General features: G+C 69.7%; 12 protein-coding genes. 10 read left to right on the top strand and 2 right to left on the bottom strand.

Translation table 11 applies throughout. The features are described 5' to 3' along the window. The first annotated feature begins 44 nt into the window (after positions 1 to 44). Both ABZ621_RS16510 and ABZ621_RS16505 read left to right on the top strand, forming a co-directional pair. The gene (locus tag ABZ621_RS16510; RefSeq protein ID WP_360604943.1) at positions 45 to 974 is read left to right on the top strand and encodes a sugar ABC transporter permease; all 930 of its coding nucleotides are present in this window, start codon (positions 45 to 47) and stop codon (positions 972 to 974) included. Positions 975 to 1,012: 38 nt separating this feature from the next. Further along, on the top strand, positions 1,013 to 1,906 hold the full coding sequence (locus tag ABZ621_RS16505; RefSeq protein ID WP_360605121.1) for a carbohydrate ABC transporter permease: 894 nt from the start codon (positions 1,013 to 1,015) through the stop codon (positions 1,904 to 1,906). A gap of 72 nt (positions 1,907 to 1,978) precedes the next feature. On the opposite strand, the gene ABZ621_RS16500 is transcribed toward ABZ621_RS16505, so the two are convergent. Then, positions 1,979 to 2,437 (bottom strand): hypothetical protein, encoded by a 459-nt coding sequence (locus tag ABZ621_RS16500; protein WP_360604941.1) that lies wholly within the window; start codon positions 2,435 to 2,437, stop codon positions 1,979 to 1,981. Between the two features lie 1,069 nt (positions 2,438 to 3,506). Between ABZ621_RS16500 and ABZ621_RS16495 the strand changes: the two genes are divergently transcribed. From ABZ621_RS16495 to ABZ621_RS16465, 7 genes are all read left to right on the top strand, one after another. Then, positions 3,507 to 4,727, top strand: coding sequence for an ROK family transcriptional regulator (locus ABZ621_RS16495; RefSeq protein WP_360604939.1), 1,221 nt, complete (start codon positions 3,507 to 3,509; stop codon positions 4,725 to 4,727). Positions 4,728 to 4,849: 122 nt separating this feature from the next. Then, a complete protein-coding gene (locus tag ABZ621_RS16490; RefSeq protein ID WP_360604937.1) occupies positions 4,850 to 5,914 on the top strand; it encodes a substrate-binding domain-containing protein in 1,065 nt (354 codons plus the stop codon). A gap of 271 nt (positions 5,915 to 6,185) precedes the next feature. Then, positions 6,186 to 6,965: an ATP-binding cassette domain-containing protein gene (locus tag ABZ621_RS16485; RefSeq protein WP_360604935.1), complete on the top strand. Its 780-nt coding sequence runs from the start codon at positions 6,186 to 6,188 to the stop codon at positions 6,963 to 6,965. Continuing rightward, a complete protein-coding gene (locus ABZ621_RS16480) occupies positions 6,962 to 8,248 on the top strand; it encodes a sugar ABC transporter permease (RefSeq protein ID WP_360604933.1) in 1,287 nt (428 codons plus the stop codon). Before ABZ621_RS16485 ends, ABZ621_RS16480 begins: the two co-directional genes overlap by 4 nt. Positions 8,249 to 8,463: 215 nt before the next feature. Beyond that, the gene (dxs, locus tag ABZ621_RS16475; RefSeq protein WP_360604931.1) at positions 8,464 to 10,422 is read left to right on the top strand and encodes a 1-deoxy-D-xylulose-5-phosphate synthase; all 1,959 of its coding nucleotides are present in this window, start codon (positions 8,464 to 8,466) and stop codon (positions 10,420 to 10,422) included. Between the two features lie 175 nt (positions 10,423 to 10,597). Further along, entirely contained in the window at positions 10,598 to 12,115 is a 1,518-nt protein-coding gene (locus ABZ621_RS16470) for an amino acid permease (protein WP_360604929.1), read from the top strand. Between the two features lie 111 nt (positions 12,116 to 12,226). Continuing rightward, on the top strand, positions 12,227 to 13,315 hold the full coding sequence (locus tag ABZ621_RS16465) for a hypothetical protein (RefSeq protein ID WP_360604927.1): 1,089 nt from the start codon (positions 12,227 to 12,229) through the stop codon (positions 13,313 to 13,315). A gap of 72 nt (positions 13,316 to 13,387) precedes the next feature. Here the strand turns inward: ABZ621_RS16465 and ABZ621_RS16460 are convergent, their stop codons facing one another. Beyond that, on the bottom strand, positions 13,388 to 14,440 hold the full coding sequence (locus ABZ621_RS16460; RefSeq protein WP_360604926.1) for an LCP family protein: 1,053 nt from the start codon (positions 14,438 to 14,440) through the stop codon (positions 13,388 to 13,390). A 432-nt stretch (positions 14,441 to 14,872) separates the two neighbouring features. On the opposite strand from ABZ621_RS16460, the gene ABZ621_RS16455 reads away from it, so the two are divergent. After that, positions 14,873 to 16,486, top strand: coding sequence for a stealth family protein (locus ABZ621_RS16455; RefSeq protein WP_360604924.1), 1,614 nt, complete (start codon positions 14,873 to 14,875; stop codon positions 16,484 to 16,486). Positions 16,487 to 16,497: the final 11 nt, after the last annotated feature.

Genomic DNA, 16,497 nt, shown 5'->3' with positions numbered 1-16,497 from the left:
CGCCGGGGCGCGCGTCCTTCGCCGGAGATCGGGGTCGGTTCGGAATGCAGCACGGCAAGTACCGTTTCATCGTGGGGTTCCTGGTGGTCCCCCTGGCGCTCTACGCGCTCTTCGTCATCTGGCCGTTCATCCAGTCCATCTACTACTCGCTCACGGACTGGAGCGGTCTGAGTCCCGAATTCGGGTTCGTCGGTCTCGACAACTACACGAGACTGCTCGACGACGAGATCTTCTGGAAATCGCTCCAGCACAGTCTGACCTTCGCGGTCGTCCTTCCCCTGGTGACGGTCGGATTCGCGCTCTTCCTGGCGTTCATGCTGAATGTCGGGGGCCGGCGGCGGAAGGGCGCGGCGGTCACGGGCGTCCGCGGCTCGTCCTTCTACAAGATCGTCTATTTCTTCCCGCAGGTGCTGTCGATCGTGATCGTGGCGCTGCTCTTCCAGTTCGCGTACAACCCGAACAGCGGGGCCATCAATTCATTCCTCAAGGCGGTCGGGCTGGGCAGTGTCCAACCGGACTGGCTCGGTGATCCGAACCTCGCCCTGATCTGCGTGATGATCGTCCTCGTCTGGTCGACGGTCGGCTTCTTCGTGGTGCTCTTCTCGGCGGGCATGGCGTCCATTCCGCGCGATTTCTACGAGGCCGCGCTGCTCGACGGCGCCAGCCGCTTCACCACGTTCTTCAAGATCACTCTGCCGCTGCTCTGGGACACCGTGCAGTCGGGATGGATCTACATGGGCATCCTCGCGCTCGGCGCGGAGTCCTTCGCGGTCGTCCAGATCATGACCGTCGGGCCCAACGGCGGCGGGCCCGACTACTCGACCATCGTCCTGCCGCTGTACGTGTACCAGAAGGCGTTCCGGGACGGCCAGGCCGCCTACGCCACGACCATCGGAGTCGCCCTCCTGCTCGTCACGCTGGCCTTCGCCGCGGTCGTGATGAAGCTGGGCCGGCGTGAGCGGCTGGAGTTCTGATGAAGACCACCGACACCCCACCCGCCGGGGACGCACAGATGTCCGCGATCCGTACGGACCAGGTCCCGGTCGTCCGCAAGACGGCGGCCCCCGGCAAGGAGAAGCGCGAGGGCGGCGTCCTCAACGTCTTCTCGCACGGTGTCCTGATCATATGGGCGATCATGGTGGTGATGCCGCTGCTCTGGGCGGTCATGACCTCCTTCAAGACCGACCGGGCGATCTTCACCTCGCCCTGGTCGCTGCCGGACACGCTCAATTTCGACAGTTGGTCGCGCGCCTGGTCCGAAGCGCACATGAGCGAATACTTCCTGAACACGCTCGTGGTGGTCGGCGGCTCACTCGTCGGTACCCTGCTCTTCGGCTCGATGGCGGCGTACGTGCTGGCCCGCTTCGAGTTCCCCGGGAACCGCTTCCTCTACTTCCTGTTCATCGGCGGGATGAGCTTCCCGATCATCCTGGCGCTGGTGCCGCTCTTCTACGTGATGCAGAACATGGCCCTGCTGAACACCCTGCACGGCCTGATCCTGGTCTACATCGCGTACTCGCTGCCCTTCACCGTCTTCTTCCTGACCGCCTTCTTCCGGACGCTGCCGACCTCGGTGGCGGAGGCGGCCTTCATCGACGGGGCCTCGCACACCCGCACCTTCTTCCAGGTGATGGTGCCGATGGCCAAGCCGGGCCTGATCAGCGTCGGCATCTTCAACTTCCTCGGCCAGTGGAACCAGTACCTGCTGCCGACAGTGCTCAACACGAACCCGGAGAACAAGGTCCTCTCGCAGGGCTTGGTGCAGCTCGCGGTCAGCCAGGGCTACAAGGGCGACTGGTCCGGGCTCTTCGCCGGCCTGGTGATGGCGATGCTGCCGGTGCTCGCCGCGTACATCGTCTTCCAGCGGCAGGTGGTGGCCGGTCTCACCGCGGGCGCCGTGAAATAGGTTGCATCCAGGTGTGACCCACTGACTAAGAGAGGGTGCCCTCGAACTTGTTTTCGAGGGCACCCTTTGGTGTTATCCGCAGTTTCCCCAAGCGGATCTGCCAGCCACGCTACCCGCGATCTCTCCGCGATAGTTCACGCATTGGCCGGAAGTGTACTCCTTCACTGCGGCAAAATGCCCGTACTGGCCGGAGTCGGTGCGGTAGGTGATTGCGCCACTCCCGCTGCTCCGTATGCCTAGCGTCGCGACAAGCTTCATGGGAATTCCGTGTCCCGCCACCTGCTGAGTCACTACGCAGTTCTGCTTGGTCGTGTTGTTCCAGGTGAGGAAAACGGTCCCCATCCAGGCCCCGGCCGGGTTGTAGATATTTTCGCTGTCGATTTCCATCCAAGAGCCCGTCCAGCCGCAACCCTCGTGAAACGCCTCACCCATGCCGTGAGCTGACGCCGGATTTGCTGTGGCTCCTATCAGAGCTCCGGCGATCAGGGTCGATGTGGCGCAGAAAATTGCGGCCCGTCTGAATTTTGCCATGATTGGACTCCTCTGAGAGGTGAATTCCATGGTGCTCGAGTGGAATCTACAGGATTCTGGGGACGTGCGGTCGTCATTTTTAGGACGTGAGCATCTATGTGCGAGGCCATGGGTGTGCGACTGAGACGCAATATGGAAGTCAACATGTTTTAGGGGGTAATAGTGCGCAATTGGGTGAGGAGGCGAACGGGTCGCAGGAGCCGTACCGTCGTGTGACGGTGATGCCGGGTAGGGCAACGGTGGTGTGGGTCAGTATTTCGTTGAGGTCAGGGTGGGCGAGGGCCTCCATGACGTCCTCGCCGAATCGGCTGTCATGGATGCGAGGAAGCCGTTGCTCCGTGGGCGAGTGCAGGGAGCAGGCCGGGATGCTGGGGTGGAGTTTCCGTAGCGGGGGTCAGCCGGACTGAGGGTGATGCCACGGGTGGTGCGGCCTGGATGGATAACCTCGGCGGCGTGGCGGAGCAGGTGATTCCAGTGATATGTCGTGAACCTGTAGCTGGGTGATGGTTCGGCTGGCGACCATCGCGCCCAGGTACCGCGCGCGGGCGAGGGTGTGCTGTGAAGCCTTCGCGGGCGATGGGGGGGCGGCTGTCCCGTCCCCGAGGCCGCCAGGCGAACGGCTACCCAAGGGCTGTCTGTCGATGATCATGGTGGCGGCAGCGACCAGTGGACCCGGCCGCGAATCGGGGCGAACCACTCGCCGCCGACGGGGATCTAGCATTACTGGCAGCTGTGCTTCACCAGCGACAGTTCCTAGCGCCGTCCGCAATGGGCTGTGTCTGACCAGGGAGGATCCTTCGATCACCTGAAGGTGCGTTGCGTAAGTGATGGGCTGACCTATCGCACCGCCGCGACCAGGCTGCATACGCACCAGGACCTTGATTCGTTCGAGCCGTTGGGGTGTCGCAGACGCAGAAGGCGTGCCGTTGGCTACCTGCGGTAGGCGTGCGCCGTCCCCTTCGCGCTGTGTCTCTTCGGAGGCTCTCCGTCGAGGTCTTGACGGAAGCGAAGGCGAAAGCGTCCCCTTAGAGTTCACATGTTGGAGATAACGGTGGGAGTGAAAGAGTCGATGGAGACTCCGGGGTCGCAGACGTCTCTGCACAGGGCCAATCTCGAGCGGGTCGTGCGGGCGGTCCGGATGGCCGGTTCGCTGACCCAGGCGGAGATCGCCCGGGCGACGGGGCTGTCGGCAGCGACGGTCTCCAACATCGTCCGGGAGCTGAAGGACGGCGGCACGGTCGAGGTGACGCCCACCTCGGCGGGCGGCCGGCGGGCCCGCAGCGTCTCGCTCTCCGGCGACGCCGGCATCGTCATCGGCGTCGACTTCGGCCACACCCACCTCAGGGTCGCGGTGGGCAACCTCGCCCACCAGGTGCTCGCCGAGGAGGCCGAGCCGCTCGACGTGGACGCCTCCGCCGCGGAGGGCTTCGGCCGGGCGGAACAGCTGGTCAACCGGCTGATCGACGCCACGGGCATCGGCCGGGACAAGGTGATCGGCGTCGGTCTCGGCGTGCCCGGCCCCATCGACGTCGCCTCCGGGACGCTCGGCTCGACCTCGATCCTGCCGGGATGGAGCGGGATCAACCCCGCCGAGGAGCTGTCCGCCCGGCTCGGGGTCCCCGTCCACGTCGACAACGACGCCAACCTGGGCGCGCTCGGCGAGCTGGTGTGGGGGAGCGGCCGGGGCGTGAAGGACCTGGCGTACATCAAGGTGGCGAGCGGTGTCGGCGCCGGCCTGGTGATCGACGGACGGGTCTACCGGGGTCCGGGCGGCACGGCCGGCGAGATCGGCCACATCACCCTCGACGAGTCGGGCCCGGTCTGCCGCTGCGGCAACCGCGGCTGCCTGGAGACCTTCACCGCCGCCCGGTACGTGCTGCCGCTGCTCCAGCCGAGCCACGGACCCGACCTCACCATGGAGCGGGTGGTGCAGCTGGCCCGCGAGGGCGACCCGGGCTGCCGTCGGGTCATCGCGGACGTGGGCCGGCACATCGGCAGCGGCGTCGCCAACCTCTGCAATCTCCTGAACCCGAGCCGGGTCGTGCTCGGCGGCGACCTCGCGGAGGCGGGCGAGCTGGTGCTCGCCCCCATCCGGGACTCGGTGGGCCGGTACGCGATCCCCAGCGCCGCCCGCAGGCTCTCCCTGGTCCAGGGGGCGCTGGGCGGCCGCGCCGAGGTGCTGGGGGCGCTGGCCCTGGTGCTGAGCGAGATGGGCGACTCGACGCTCCTCAACGGGGCGGAAGGGGCATTTCAGGCCACCGCTCCGGCCTCCGTTCCCGCGTTCACTTAGAGAACGGTAACCACCGTTGTCATCTCGTTAAGTTTTCACTTCTTGACGACGGTGTTGCGGCCGAGTTGACTTCGTGACACCTCGGCCGCACCGTCGCGGCCTCGTCAGGGAGGCAACCCCACATGAACGCAATGACTCGTCGCGTCGTCATAGGCTCGGCCGCGGTCTCGATGGCCCTCGCGCTCTCCGCCTGTGGCCAGGCCGGCGGTGGTGACAGCGAGGAGAAGGGCAGCTCGACCAAGATCGGTCTGCTCCTCCCGGAGAACAAGACCGCGCGGTACGAGTCGCTGGACAAGCCGCAGTTCGAGAAGGCCGTCAAGGCCGCCTGCGGCGACTGCGAGGTCGTCTACAACAACGCCGTCTCCGACGTCGTGAAGCAGAAGCAGCAGTTCGACCAGCTCATCGCCGACGGCGTGAAGGTCATCGCGCTCGACCCGGTCGACTCCGCCAAGGCCGCCGCCTGGGTCAAGGAGGCGCAGGGCAAGGGCGTCAAGGTCGTCGCGTACGACCGCGCGATCGAGGGCGCCGACGCCTACGTCAGCCACGACAACAACAAGGTCGGCGAGCTCCAGGGCCAGGCCCTGCTCACCGCCCTCGGCGACAAGGCCGCCACCGCCCAGATCGTCATGATCAACGGCGACGAGAAGGACCCGAACGCCGGTCTCTTCAAGAAGGGCGCCCACACCGCGCTCGACGGCAAGGTCGGCAAGATCGCCTACGAGGCCTCCGGCGAGTGGGACCCGAAGGTCGCGGGCGAGAAGATGGCCGCCGCCATCTCCTCCCTCGGCAAGGACAAGATCGGCGCCGTCTACTCCGCCAACGACGGCATGGCGGGCGGCATCGTCACCTCCCTGGAGAACGCCGGCATCAAGGGCATCCCGGTCGGCGGCCAGGACGCCGAGGTCGCGGGCGTCCAGCGCATCGTCGCCGGCACCCAGACCTTCACCATCTACAAGAGCCCGCTGCAGCTGGCCCCCGAGGCCGCCAAGTTCTCGGTCAACCTGCTCAAGGGCCAGGACCTCGGCGCCCAGGGCGAGACCGACGGCGTGAAGTCCACCCTCTTCGCCCCGGTGGTCGTCGACAAGACCAACATCCAGTCCACGGTGATCAAGGACGGCATCTACGCCGCCGCCGACATCTGCTCCGCGGACCTCGCCGCCAAGTGCGCCGAGCTGGGCATCAAGTAAGCCCCTGAGGGCCTGCCCGCCAGGGCAGGCGCCGGGGCCCGGACTCCCGGGCCCCGCACCCTCCCTGCCGGACCGTCAGCCCCGGCAGGACGCGGCAGGCGCCCGTCCCCGTGACGCGGCCGCCGCCGCCCCCAGACCCGTCCGGCCCCGGCCGACCCAGACCCCGCTGTCGGTCCGGGGCCGGACGAGCACAGCCCCCCTCGAACTCGGCGCCGCCGTACGGCGCGACATGCCGCCGCCCTCCGCACGGGCGGCGAAGGAGTTGGTTCACGTGTCCCAGACGCCTGTCCTGGCGTTGCGCGGGATCTTCAAGCGATTCGGAGCGGTCCAGGTCCTCTCCGGTGTCGACCTCGAAGTCCACGCGGGCGAAGTCGTCGCCCTGGTCGGCGACAACGGCGCCGGAAAGTCCACGCTGGTCAAGACGATCGCCGGCGTCCACCCCATCGACGAGGGCGTCATCGAGTGGGAGGGCCGCCCGGTCGGGATCTCCCGCCCGCAGGACTCGCAGGCCCTCGGCGTGGCCACCGTCTACCAGGACCTCGCCCTGTGCGACAACCTCGACGTCGTCGCCAACCTCTTCCTCGGCCGCGAGCTGAAGAAGGGCGGCGTCCTCGACGAGGTCGCCATGGAGAAGCGCGCCAAGGACCTCCTGTCCACCCTGTCCATCCGGATCCCCAGCGTCCGCATCCCCGTCGCCGCCCTCTCCGGCGGTCAGCGGCAGGTCGTCGCCATCGCCCGCGCCCTGGTCGGCGACCCCAAGATCGTGATCCTGGACGAGCCCACCGCCGCCCTCGGCGTCGAGCAGACCGCCCAGGTCCTCGACCTCGTCGAGCGGCTGCGCGAGCAGGGCCTCGGCGTCATCCTCATCAGCCACAACATGGCCGACGTGAAGGCCGTCGCCGACACCGTCGCCGTGCTGCGCCTCGGCCGCAACAACGGCACCTTCCCGGTCGCCACCACCACGCACGAAGAGATCATCGCCGCGATCACCGGTGCCACGGACAACGCCGTGACCCGCCGGCAGGCCCGCACCGCGGAGGCAGCCCAGTGAGCACGACCCCCCAGGCCACCGAGAAGGCCGAGGTCCCCGAGCCCCGTACCCCCGAGGCCGCCGCGATCCCCGCCGTCGACCCCCGCCTCCTCGTCCGCGAGCAGGGCCTCAAGGGCTACGTCGACGAGTTCAAGCGCAAGATCCGCTCCGGCGAGATCGGCTCCCTCCCGGTCGTCGTCGGCCTCATCGTCATCGGCATCGTCTTCCAGGCGCTGACCGGCAACTTCATCACCTCGTACAACCTCGACCAGATCACGCTGTACGCGGCCGGCCCCGGCATCATGGCCGTCGGCATCGTCTTCGTGCTCCTGCTCGGCGAGATCGACCTCGCCGTCGGCTCCGTCGCCGGCCTCGCGGGCTCCGTCTGGGGCGTCTTCGCCACCGACATGCCGGACTCCCTCGCGATCCTCCTCGGCGTCCTCTCCGGCACCCTGCTCGGCGCCTTCCACGGCCTGGTCTTCGCCAAGATCGGCGTCCCCGCCTTCGTCGTCACCCTCGCCGGCTTCCTCGGCTGGGCCGGCCTCCAGACCTGGGTGATGGGCGAGCGGTCCACCATCCCGACCCCCATCGGCAGCTTCGTCGGCGACCTCACCAAGTACTACTTCTCCGACGTCGCCGCCGCCTACGGCCTCGCCGCCGTGGTGATCGCCGCCTTCTACCTCGCCCAGCTGCGCGACTCCGGCCGCCGCAAGGCCGCCGAGCTCCCGCACCGCCCGCACAGCGAGATCCTGCTGCGCACCGGCGTCCTCGCGGTCCTCGTCCTGGTCGCCGCGTACGGCTTCAACCAGGAGAAGGGCCTCCCGCTCTCCCTGGTGATCTTCCTGGTGATCCTGCTGGTCACCGACTTCGTGCTGCGCCGCACCACCTACGGCCGGCAGGTCTTCGCGGTCGGCGGCGGCATCGAGGCGGCCCGCCGGGCCGGCATCAACGTCGCCTGGATCCGGATCTCCGTGTTCATGATCTCCGGCACCCTCGGCGCCATCGGCGGCCTCTTCCTCGCCTCCGCCACCGGCGGCGCCGACCGCTCCCTCGGCGGCGGCAACCAGCTCATGATGTGCATCGCCGCGGCGGTCATCGGCGGCACCTCGCTCTTCGGCGGCCGCGGCAAGGTCTGGTCGGCGCTCCTGGGCATCCTGGTGCTCCAGTCGATCGTCCAGGGCCTCAACCAGCTCAACCTGGAGTCCAACGCGATCCAGTACATGATCACCGGAGCGGTGCTCCTCATCGCGGTGATCATCGACTCCGTCTCCCGCAAGACCCAGAAGTCCGCGGGACGCGCCTGACGCGCCCGGCGCGCCGCTCCGAAGGGCGCGCCTGAGGCACGGGCCACATCCGCCCGGCACCGGGAAACCGGTGCCGGGCACCGTCGCGTCCGGAGCAGTACATCCCCCATGAGGGTGATGCCGCTCCGGCTGGCCCGATGCCCACGATCCAAGACGGAACATTAGACTCGGCAAAATCGGCAAGCTCGACCAGCTCAGAACGCAAGGAGGCACGGGTGGCCCTGCTGACCCGTATCAGGACACCGCGCGACCTGGACCGGCTCTCCCCGGAACAGCTGGACCAGCTGGCCGCGGAGGTCCGGACCTTCCTCGTCGACGCCGTCTCCAAGACCGGTGGACACCTCGGCCCCAACCTCGGCGTGGTCGAACTGACCATCGCCCTGCACCGCGTCTTCGACTCCCCGAAGGACAAGGTCCTCTGGGACACCGGCCACCAGAGCTACGTGCACAAGCTGCTCACCGGCCGCCAGGACTTCTCGAAGCTGAAGATGAAGGGCGGCCTCTCCGGCTACCCCTCGCAGGCCGAGTCGGACCACGACGTCATCGAGAACTCGCACGCCTCGACCGTCCTCGGCTGGGCCGACGGCCTCGCCAAGGCGAACCAGATCCTGAAGAAGGACGACCACGTCGTCGCCGTCATCGGCGACGGAGCCCTCACCGGCGGCATGGCCTGGGAGGCGCTCAACAACATCGCCACCGCCAAGGACCGCCCGCTCGTCATCGTCGTCAACGACAACGAGCGCTCCTACGCGCCCACCATCGGCGGCCTCGCCAACCACCTGGCCACCCTGCGCACCACCGACGGCTACGAGCGCTTCCTCGCCCGCGGCAAGGACATCCTGGAGCGCACCCCGGTCGTCGGGAAGCCGCTGTACGAGACCCTGCACGGCGCCAAGAAGGGCCTCAAGGACTTCATCGCCCCCCAGGGCATGTTCGAGGACCTGGGCCTGAAGTACGTCGGCCCCATCGACGGCCACGACATCGAGGCCCTGGAGTCCGCGCTCACCCGCGCCAAGCGCTTCGGCGGCCCGGTGATCGTCCACTGCCTCACCGAGAAGGGCCGCGGCTACCAGCCGGCCCTCCAGGACGAGGCCGACCGCTTCCACGCCGTCGGCAAGATCCACCCGGACACCGGTCTGCCCATCGCCTCCTCCGGCGCCGACTGGACCAGCGTCTTCGGCGAGGAGATGGTCGCGCTCGGCAAGGAGCGCGAGGACATCGTCGCGATCACCGCGGCCATGCTCCAGCCCGTCGGGCTCGACAAGTTCGCCAAGGCCTTCCCCGAGCGGGTCTTCGACGTCGGCATCGCCGAGCAGCACGGCGCGGTCTCCGCGGCGGGCCTCGCCACCGGCGGCCTCCACCCGGTCTTCGCCGTCTACGCGACCTTCCTCAACCGCGCCTTCGACCAGGTCCTGATGGACGTGGCCCTGCACCGGTGCGGCGTCACCTTCGTCCTCGACCGGGCCGGCGTCACCGGCACCGACGGCGCCTCCCACAACGGCATGTGGGACATGTCGATCCTGCAGGTCGTGCCCGGTCTGCGGCTCGCCGCCCCGCGCGACGCCGACCAGGTCCGCGCGCAGCTCCGGGAGGCCGTCGAGGTCACCGACGCGCCCACCGTGGTCCGCTTCTCCAAGGGCGCGGTCGGCCCCGCCGTCCCCGCCCTGCGGCGGGTCGGCGGCATGGACGTGCTCCGCGAGCCCGGCAGCGACACGCCGGACGTCCTCCTGGTCTCCGTGGGCGCCCTGGCGCCCATGTGCCTGGAGGTCGCCGACCTCCTGGACCGGCAGGGCATCTCCACCACGGTGGTCGACCCCCGCTGGGTCAAGCCGGTCGACGAGGCCCTCGCGCCGCTCGCCGCCGAGCACCGGGTCGTCGTCACCGTCGAGGACAACAGCCGCGTCGGCGGCGTCGGCTCGGCCGTCGCCCAGGCGCTGCGCGACGCCGGCGTCGACGTACCGCTGCGTGACTTCGGCATCCCGCCGGTCTTCCTCGACCACGCCTCCCGCGGCGAGGTCCTGGCCGAGATCGGCCTGACCGCGCCGGACATCGCGCGCCAGGTCACCGGTCTGGTCTCGCGCCTGGACGGACTCCCCCGAGCTCTCGGCTCCGCTCGAGCAGGGGGCACCCCCACCGAGACCCCGCGGCAGGCCGTGGAGCCCGCCCGCGACTGACCCCTCCCCCCCGGAGTTCGTCACTCCGCGTCACCATTGGGCCGGTCGGTTCACCCTCCCGGGTGCCGACCGGCCCTTTCGCGTGCATCCTGGCTTCACCGCGGGCAGCGTCCCCTCGACCCCCCGTCCGCGGGGCCACGAGACCCGACGTCACCCACGACGCGGAGGTACGACGGTGAGCACGGACCAACGCCCCCCACGGGCCAACTCCGGAATTTTCCGGACGAAGTCGGTCGAACAGTCCATCAGGGACACCGAGGAGCCGGAGCACGGACTCCGGAAGTCCCTCTCCGCCTGGGACCTCACGGTCTTCGGCGTCGGCGTCATCATCGGCACCGGCATCTTCGTGCTGACCGGCAAGGTCGCCAAGGAGAACGCCGGCCCGGCCACCGCCCTCGCCTTCGTCGCGGCCGGCATCGTCTGCGCCCTGGCCGCCCTCTGCTACGCCGAGTTCGCGTCCACGGTGCCCGTGGCGGGATCGGCGTACACCTTCGCGTACGCCTCCATCGGCGAGCTGCCGGCCTGGATCATCGGCTGGGACCTGGTCCTGGAGTTCGCGCTCGGCACGGCGGTGGTGGCGGTCGGCTGGTCCGGCTACGTCCGCTCGCTGATGGACAACATCGGCTGGCACCTACCGGCCTCACTGGAAGGACCGGACGCGGCGGGCGGCACCTTCGACATCCTCGCCTTCCTGCTCGTCCTGGTCCTCACCGCGATCCTGGTCGTCGGCATGAAGCTGTCCGCCCGGATCACCGCGGTCGTGGTGGCGATCAAGGTCACGGTCGTCATGATCGTGATCGTCGCGGGCCTCTTCTTCATCGTCGGCGACAACTACTCGCCGTTCATCCCGCCCGCCGTGACCCCGGAGGGCGGCGGCTCCAACTGGGACTCCCCGCTCGTCCAGCTCCTCTTCGGCTACGAGCCCACCAACTTCGGCGTCATGGGCATCTTCACGGCCGCCTCCATCGTCTTCTTCGCCTTCATCGGCTTCGACGTGGTCGCCACCGCCGCCGAGGAGACCAAGCTGCCCCAGCGCGACATGCCGCGCGGCATCCTCGGCTCGCTGCTCATCTGCACCGTGCTGTACGTGGCGGTGGCCCTGGTCGTGACCGGCATGCAGCACTACACCGAGCTGTCCGTGAGCGCCCCGCTCGCCGACGCGTTCAAGGCCGCCGGACATCCCTTCTACGCGGGCGTGATCAGCTTCGGCGCCGCCGTCGGCCTCACCACGGTCTGTCTGATCCTGCTGCTCGGCCAGACCCGCGTCTTCTTCGCGATGAGCCGCGACGGGCTGCTGCCCCGCTTCTTCTCGGTCACGCACCCGCGCTTCAAGACCCCGTACCGGCCGACCGTCCTGCTCGGCGTGATCATCGCGATCGTGGCGGGCTTCACCAGCATCAACGAGCTGGCGACGCTGGTGAACATCGGCACCCTCTTCGCCTTCGTGATGGTCGCCGTCGGCGTCATCATCCTCCGCCGCACCCGACCCGACCTGCACCGCGCCTTCCGCACCCCGTGGGTGCCGGTCCTCCCGATCATCTCCATCGCCGCCTCGCTCTGGCTGATGCTCAACCTGCCGGGCGAGACCTGGTTCCGCTTCGCGGTCTGGATGGCGCTGGGCATCGTCGTGTACTTCGCCTACGGGCGCGGACACAGCCGGCTCGGGCGGGAGGGCGAGCGGGTCCGCTCCTGAGCGGAGCCCCGGGTCCGGGGCCGAACCCCCGGGCGCGCGGAGAGCGCCCGGGCCGGGCGGATACAGTCGGTGCGAACCGTCCCCACTCGACCCGGAGCGCTGGATCCTCCCATGGTGAACCCATCCCAGGCCCCCGCCGACCCCTTCCTCGTCTCCCCGCGTGTCCCGAGAACGCACGGGGGCTGGCTGGCCCGAGGCGCGGAGGGACGCTTCAGCGTGTACGTCCCCCGGGACGGCGAGGTCCTCCGCTGGACCGAGGGCCCCGACGGCCGGTTCGACGGCCCGGCCGGGATGGGCGGCGCCGGTCTGCTGCCGTTCCTGGCGGCCGCGCAGGGCCGCGACCGCTATGTGCACCTCGTGGGCTTCCGGGCCACCGACACCGGCGCGGAGGCGGGGGAGCGCCATGTGGAGCTGGTGCACAGCGTCCAGTTCCAGACCGGCCGCCCCAACGTGGAGTGGAAGTCCATCGGCCACTCCAACGGCAAGGCCGAGTGGTACGGCAACCCCGCCCTCGCCGTGGACGGCCAGGGCCGCGCCCACGTCTTCGTGCGCAACCGCGGCGGCGGCGTCAGCGCCCGGGCCCAGAAGGACGCCGGCGGCTGGCACCCCTGGTGGGACCTGAAGGGCGGCCGCACCGACCGGAACCCGGTGGCGGCGGTGAACGGCGCCGGCCTGGTGGAGCTGTACACGGTCACCGACCGCGGGCTGCTGCGCTACGTCCAGCACGAGCCGGGGGCCAGGCCGGTCGCCGAGACCCCGGTGGCGACCGCGGCGGTCCAGGGCACGCTCGCGGCCGTGACGGGCCCGTCCGGACACGTGACCGTCTACTACGCGGACGGCCATGGCCGGGTCTGCCTCTGGTCGCCGGGCCGGGGCCTGGCGCCGACGCCCGTCGCCCAGGCGGTCGGCGCCGGTCCGCTGACCGCCACCCCCTGCCTGATCGACGGATACGAGTGCACCCTCGTCGCCCAGTGCGACCCGTCGGGAGTCACCTCGCTCGGGGCCTTCATGGCGGAGCGTGAGGACATGGGCCTGTACTGGAGCCCCTCGGGCCCGCCGCTGACGGCCCCGCCGGCCCTGACGACCGGCCTCGACGGCGGGGTGGCCCTCGCCGCCCTGACGCCCGACGGAGGCGTGGTCGTCACCCGGCAGAAGCCCGACGAGCAGGGTCTCGCCCTGGCGCCCTGGACCCGCCTGTAGACGGACCGGTGCCCCGGCCCCCTCGCGTGAGGGGACCGGGGCACCGGTGTGTCCGGGGGAGGGCCGGGCGGGTCAGCCGCCCGTCGCGGGGGACTTCTTCGCGGCGGCCGGGATCTCGGCGTCCTCGCGGATCGCCTTCCACAGCTGGGAGGCGTTGGGCTCGTAGGCGACCACACGGTTGGGGTCGATCTTGTCGTAGGCGACCGGCAGCATGATCGTCTCCATGTTCTGCGGGTCGACGCCGTTGAGGCTGCGGCCGAAGTCGCCGAGCGCCGTGAGCGAGGCGAGCTCGGAGTCGGTCGTGAGCGCCTTGGTCGCCGAATCGGCGATCTTGTAGGACTTCGCGGGGCTGCTCAGCAGGTCCTGCTTCTTCACCTCGGTGAGCAGCGCCGTGAGGAACTGCTGCTGGAGGGAGATGCGGCCCAGGTCGGAGCCGTCGCCGACGCCGTGGCGGGTGCGGACGAAGGCGAGGGACTGGGTGCCGTCGAGCTTCTGCGGGCCGGCTTCGAGGTGGAGGCCGGACTGCGTGTCGTCGATCGGCTGCTTCACGTCGACGGTGACGCCGCCGATGGTGTCGACGAGGTCCTTGAAGCCGGCGAAGTCGATCTCCATGAAGTGGTCGAGGCGGACGCCGGACATCGCCTCCACGGTCTTGGCGACGCAGGTGGGGCCGTACTGCGCGTACACGGAGTTGAACATGACGCGCTTCTTGGAGGGGGCGGTGGCGCCGTCGCGGCCGACGCACTCGGGCCGGGTGACCAGGGTGTCGCGGGGGATGCTGACGGCGACGGCCTCGGTGCGGCCCTCGGGTATGTGCACCACGAGCGTGGTGTCGGCGCGGCCGCCGCCGACCGCGCCGCCGGCCAGGTCCCCGTTGTCGCCGGCGCGCGAGTCCGAGCCCAGGACCAGCAGGTTCTGCCCGCTGGTGGGGAGCTTCTCCGGCCGGTCGTCGCCGAGTGCCTTGTCGATGTCGACGGCCTTGATGTTGCCGTCGATGCTGCTGTACATCCAGTACAGCCCGCCGCCCGCGGCGAGGAGCAGGACCAGGAAGGTGATCAGGACGATGCGGCCTGTCCTGCGGCGCTTGCGGGGTGCCTTGCGGGAACGCGTGGCTGTGTCGGTCATGTGTGCGCGAGTCCAATGCTCGTGGGCCCAGTGCGGGCAGACGTGGGGACTCGGGTGGGGGGAAGGCCGGTCCACAGGATCAACAGGCTGACCCCGCACTATAGACAAATGTTTCGATCACGGGACGGGACGCTTATCACTCAAGATTGGTTCCCACCCGAACAGAAACAGACCTTAAAGTATGTGTAGCGTGAGAAGTCTGTGAACTCGGGGACGTCTCTCGGGGGCGGTTCCACCGCCCTCGTCGGACAAGGGGGGTGGGCAGCGAGCGGGCGCGGCAGGGGAGGGCCGCCGCCGGCTGGGCGCGGATCGGTGCGACGGAGCCCGATCGGCCTGATCACGTCGATTCATCAGGAAGGTGCTTCCCGTGGCGCGCCACGGGACGGTCCGGTGCGCCGGACCGCTCAGCAGGAGCAGGGAGGGGAGGGGCGGATGACCGCGCCCGTGCACACGGCACCGACCGTGGACGGCCTCGTGGGCGAGGACCGTGCCGTCGTACCACAGGAGCCACCGCGCATGATGCCGGTCGGCGACGCGGGCGAGTGGGCGTACGTCCACGAGCAGGCCCGTCCGCTCGCCGCCCGCGAGATGAACCGGGTGGCCGTCGCCGAGCTCCTGGACCACCTCGGGGTCGACTACTTCGCGGTCCGCGGCACCTCCGACCACGGCACCGTCGTCGCGGTGGCCGAGGAGGACCGCGAGCGGGTGCTCGGCGGCCTCTTCCAGCACCTGGGCGAGTACCCGGGCCACCTCACCGTGTACCGCCCCGAGCCCGCCAGGCCCACCGGCCCGCTGCCCGCCAAGGACCCCCGTGCCTGGCGGGACGTCCGCGCCGCCGTCGCCATCCGGATCAGCTGGCTCCAGACCGACCCGGGCGGCCACCTCGTCCTCGGCCACGAGTACGGCGCCACGATCGAGTTCTGGAGCCGCCAGGGCGACCGCCTTCTCGCCCCCCGCCCCAACCGCACCACCTGGTCCGTCGCCGCCGACGGCGTCAGGGTCGGCGGCGCCGCCCGGCTGTTCAGCCGCTTCGTCTCCGACCACACCCCGGAAGAGGACGCCCCGCCCCTGTTCACCAGGCCGGAGTTCCTCGTGCCCTCCGCCGAGGACATCTCCTTCCCCGTCGACGCCGTCTACACCTGGGTCGACGGCCAGGACCCCGCCTGGGCCCGCCGCAAGGCCGCCGCGAAGGGCGAGGCCTACCACGCCGAGTCGGCCAGCGACGCCCGCTTCATCAGCCGCGACGAGCTCCGCTACTCGGTCAGGTCGCTGCACCTCTTCGCGCCCTGGATCCGCACGGTCTACATCGTCACCGACGACCAGGTCCCGCCGTGGCTGCGCGAGGACCTGCCCGGCATCCGCGTCGTCAGCCACCGCGAGGTCTTCCGGAACCCGGCCGACCTGCCGACGTTCAACTCGCACTCCATCGAGAGCCAGCTGCACCACATCGACGGCCTCGCCGAGCACTTCCTCTACTTCAACGACGACATGTTCATCGGCCGGCCGGTGGCGCCCCACGCCTTCTTCACCCCCACCGGCACCGCGCGCTACTTCCCGTCCAGGAACCGCATCCCGCAGGGCCCGGTCGTCGAGACCGACTCCCCCGTCGACGCGGCCTGCAAGAACAACCGCGCGCTGCTGCGCGCCCGCTTCGGCCGGGTCATCACCCAGCCCATGGAGCACATCCCGTACGCCCTGCGGCGCAGCGCCATGGACGAGGCGGAGGCCGAGTTCCCCGAGGCCTGGGCCCGCACCTCCGCCAGCCGCTTCCGGGCGATGACGGACCTCTCGCCGACCTCGTCCTTCGCGCTGTACTACGCGGCCCTCACCGGCCGCGCACAGCCGGGCTCGATGCCCTTCACCTACCTCCAGCTGGCCGTCCCGGACCTCGCCGACCGGCTCCAGCGGCTGCTCGACGGCCGCGACCAGGACTCCTTCTGCCTCAACGACGCCTTCTCCACCCCGGAGGACCTGGAGGCGCAGCAGGAACTCCTCGACGGCTTCCTCAACGCCTACTTCCCGACCCCCAGCCCCTACGAACGGTGAACAGGAGCCGT

This window comes from Streptomyces sp. NPDC007863 (assembly GCF_040633895.1).
Classification (GTDB): Bacteria; Actinomycetota; Actinomycetes; order Streptomycetales; family Streptomycetaceae; genus Streptomyces.
Note: the sequence above shows the minus strand (reverse complement) of the source record. Positions and strands in the feature narration are given on the sequence as shown.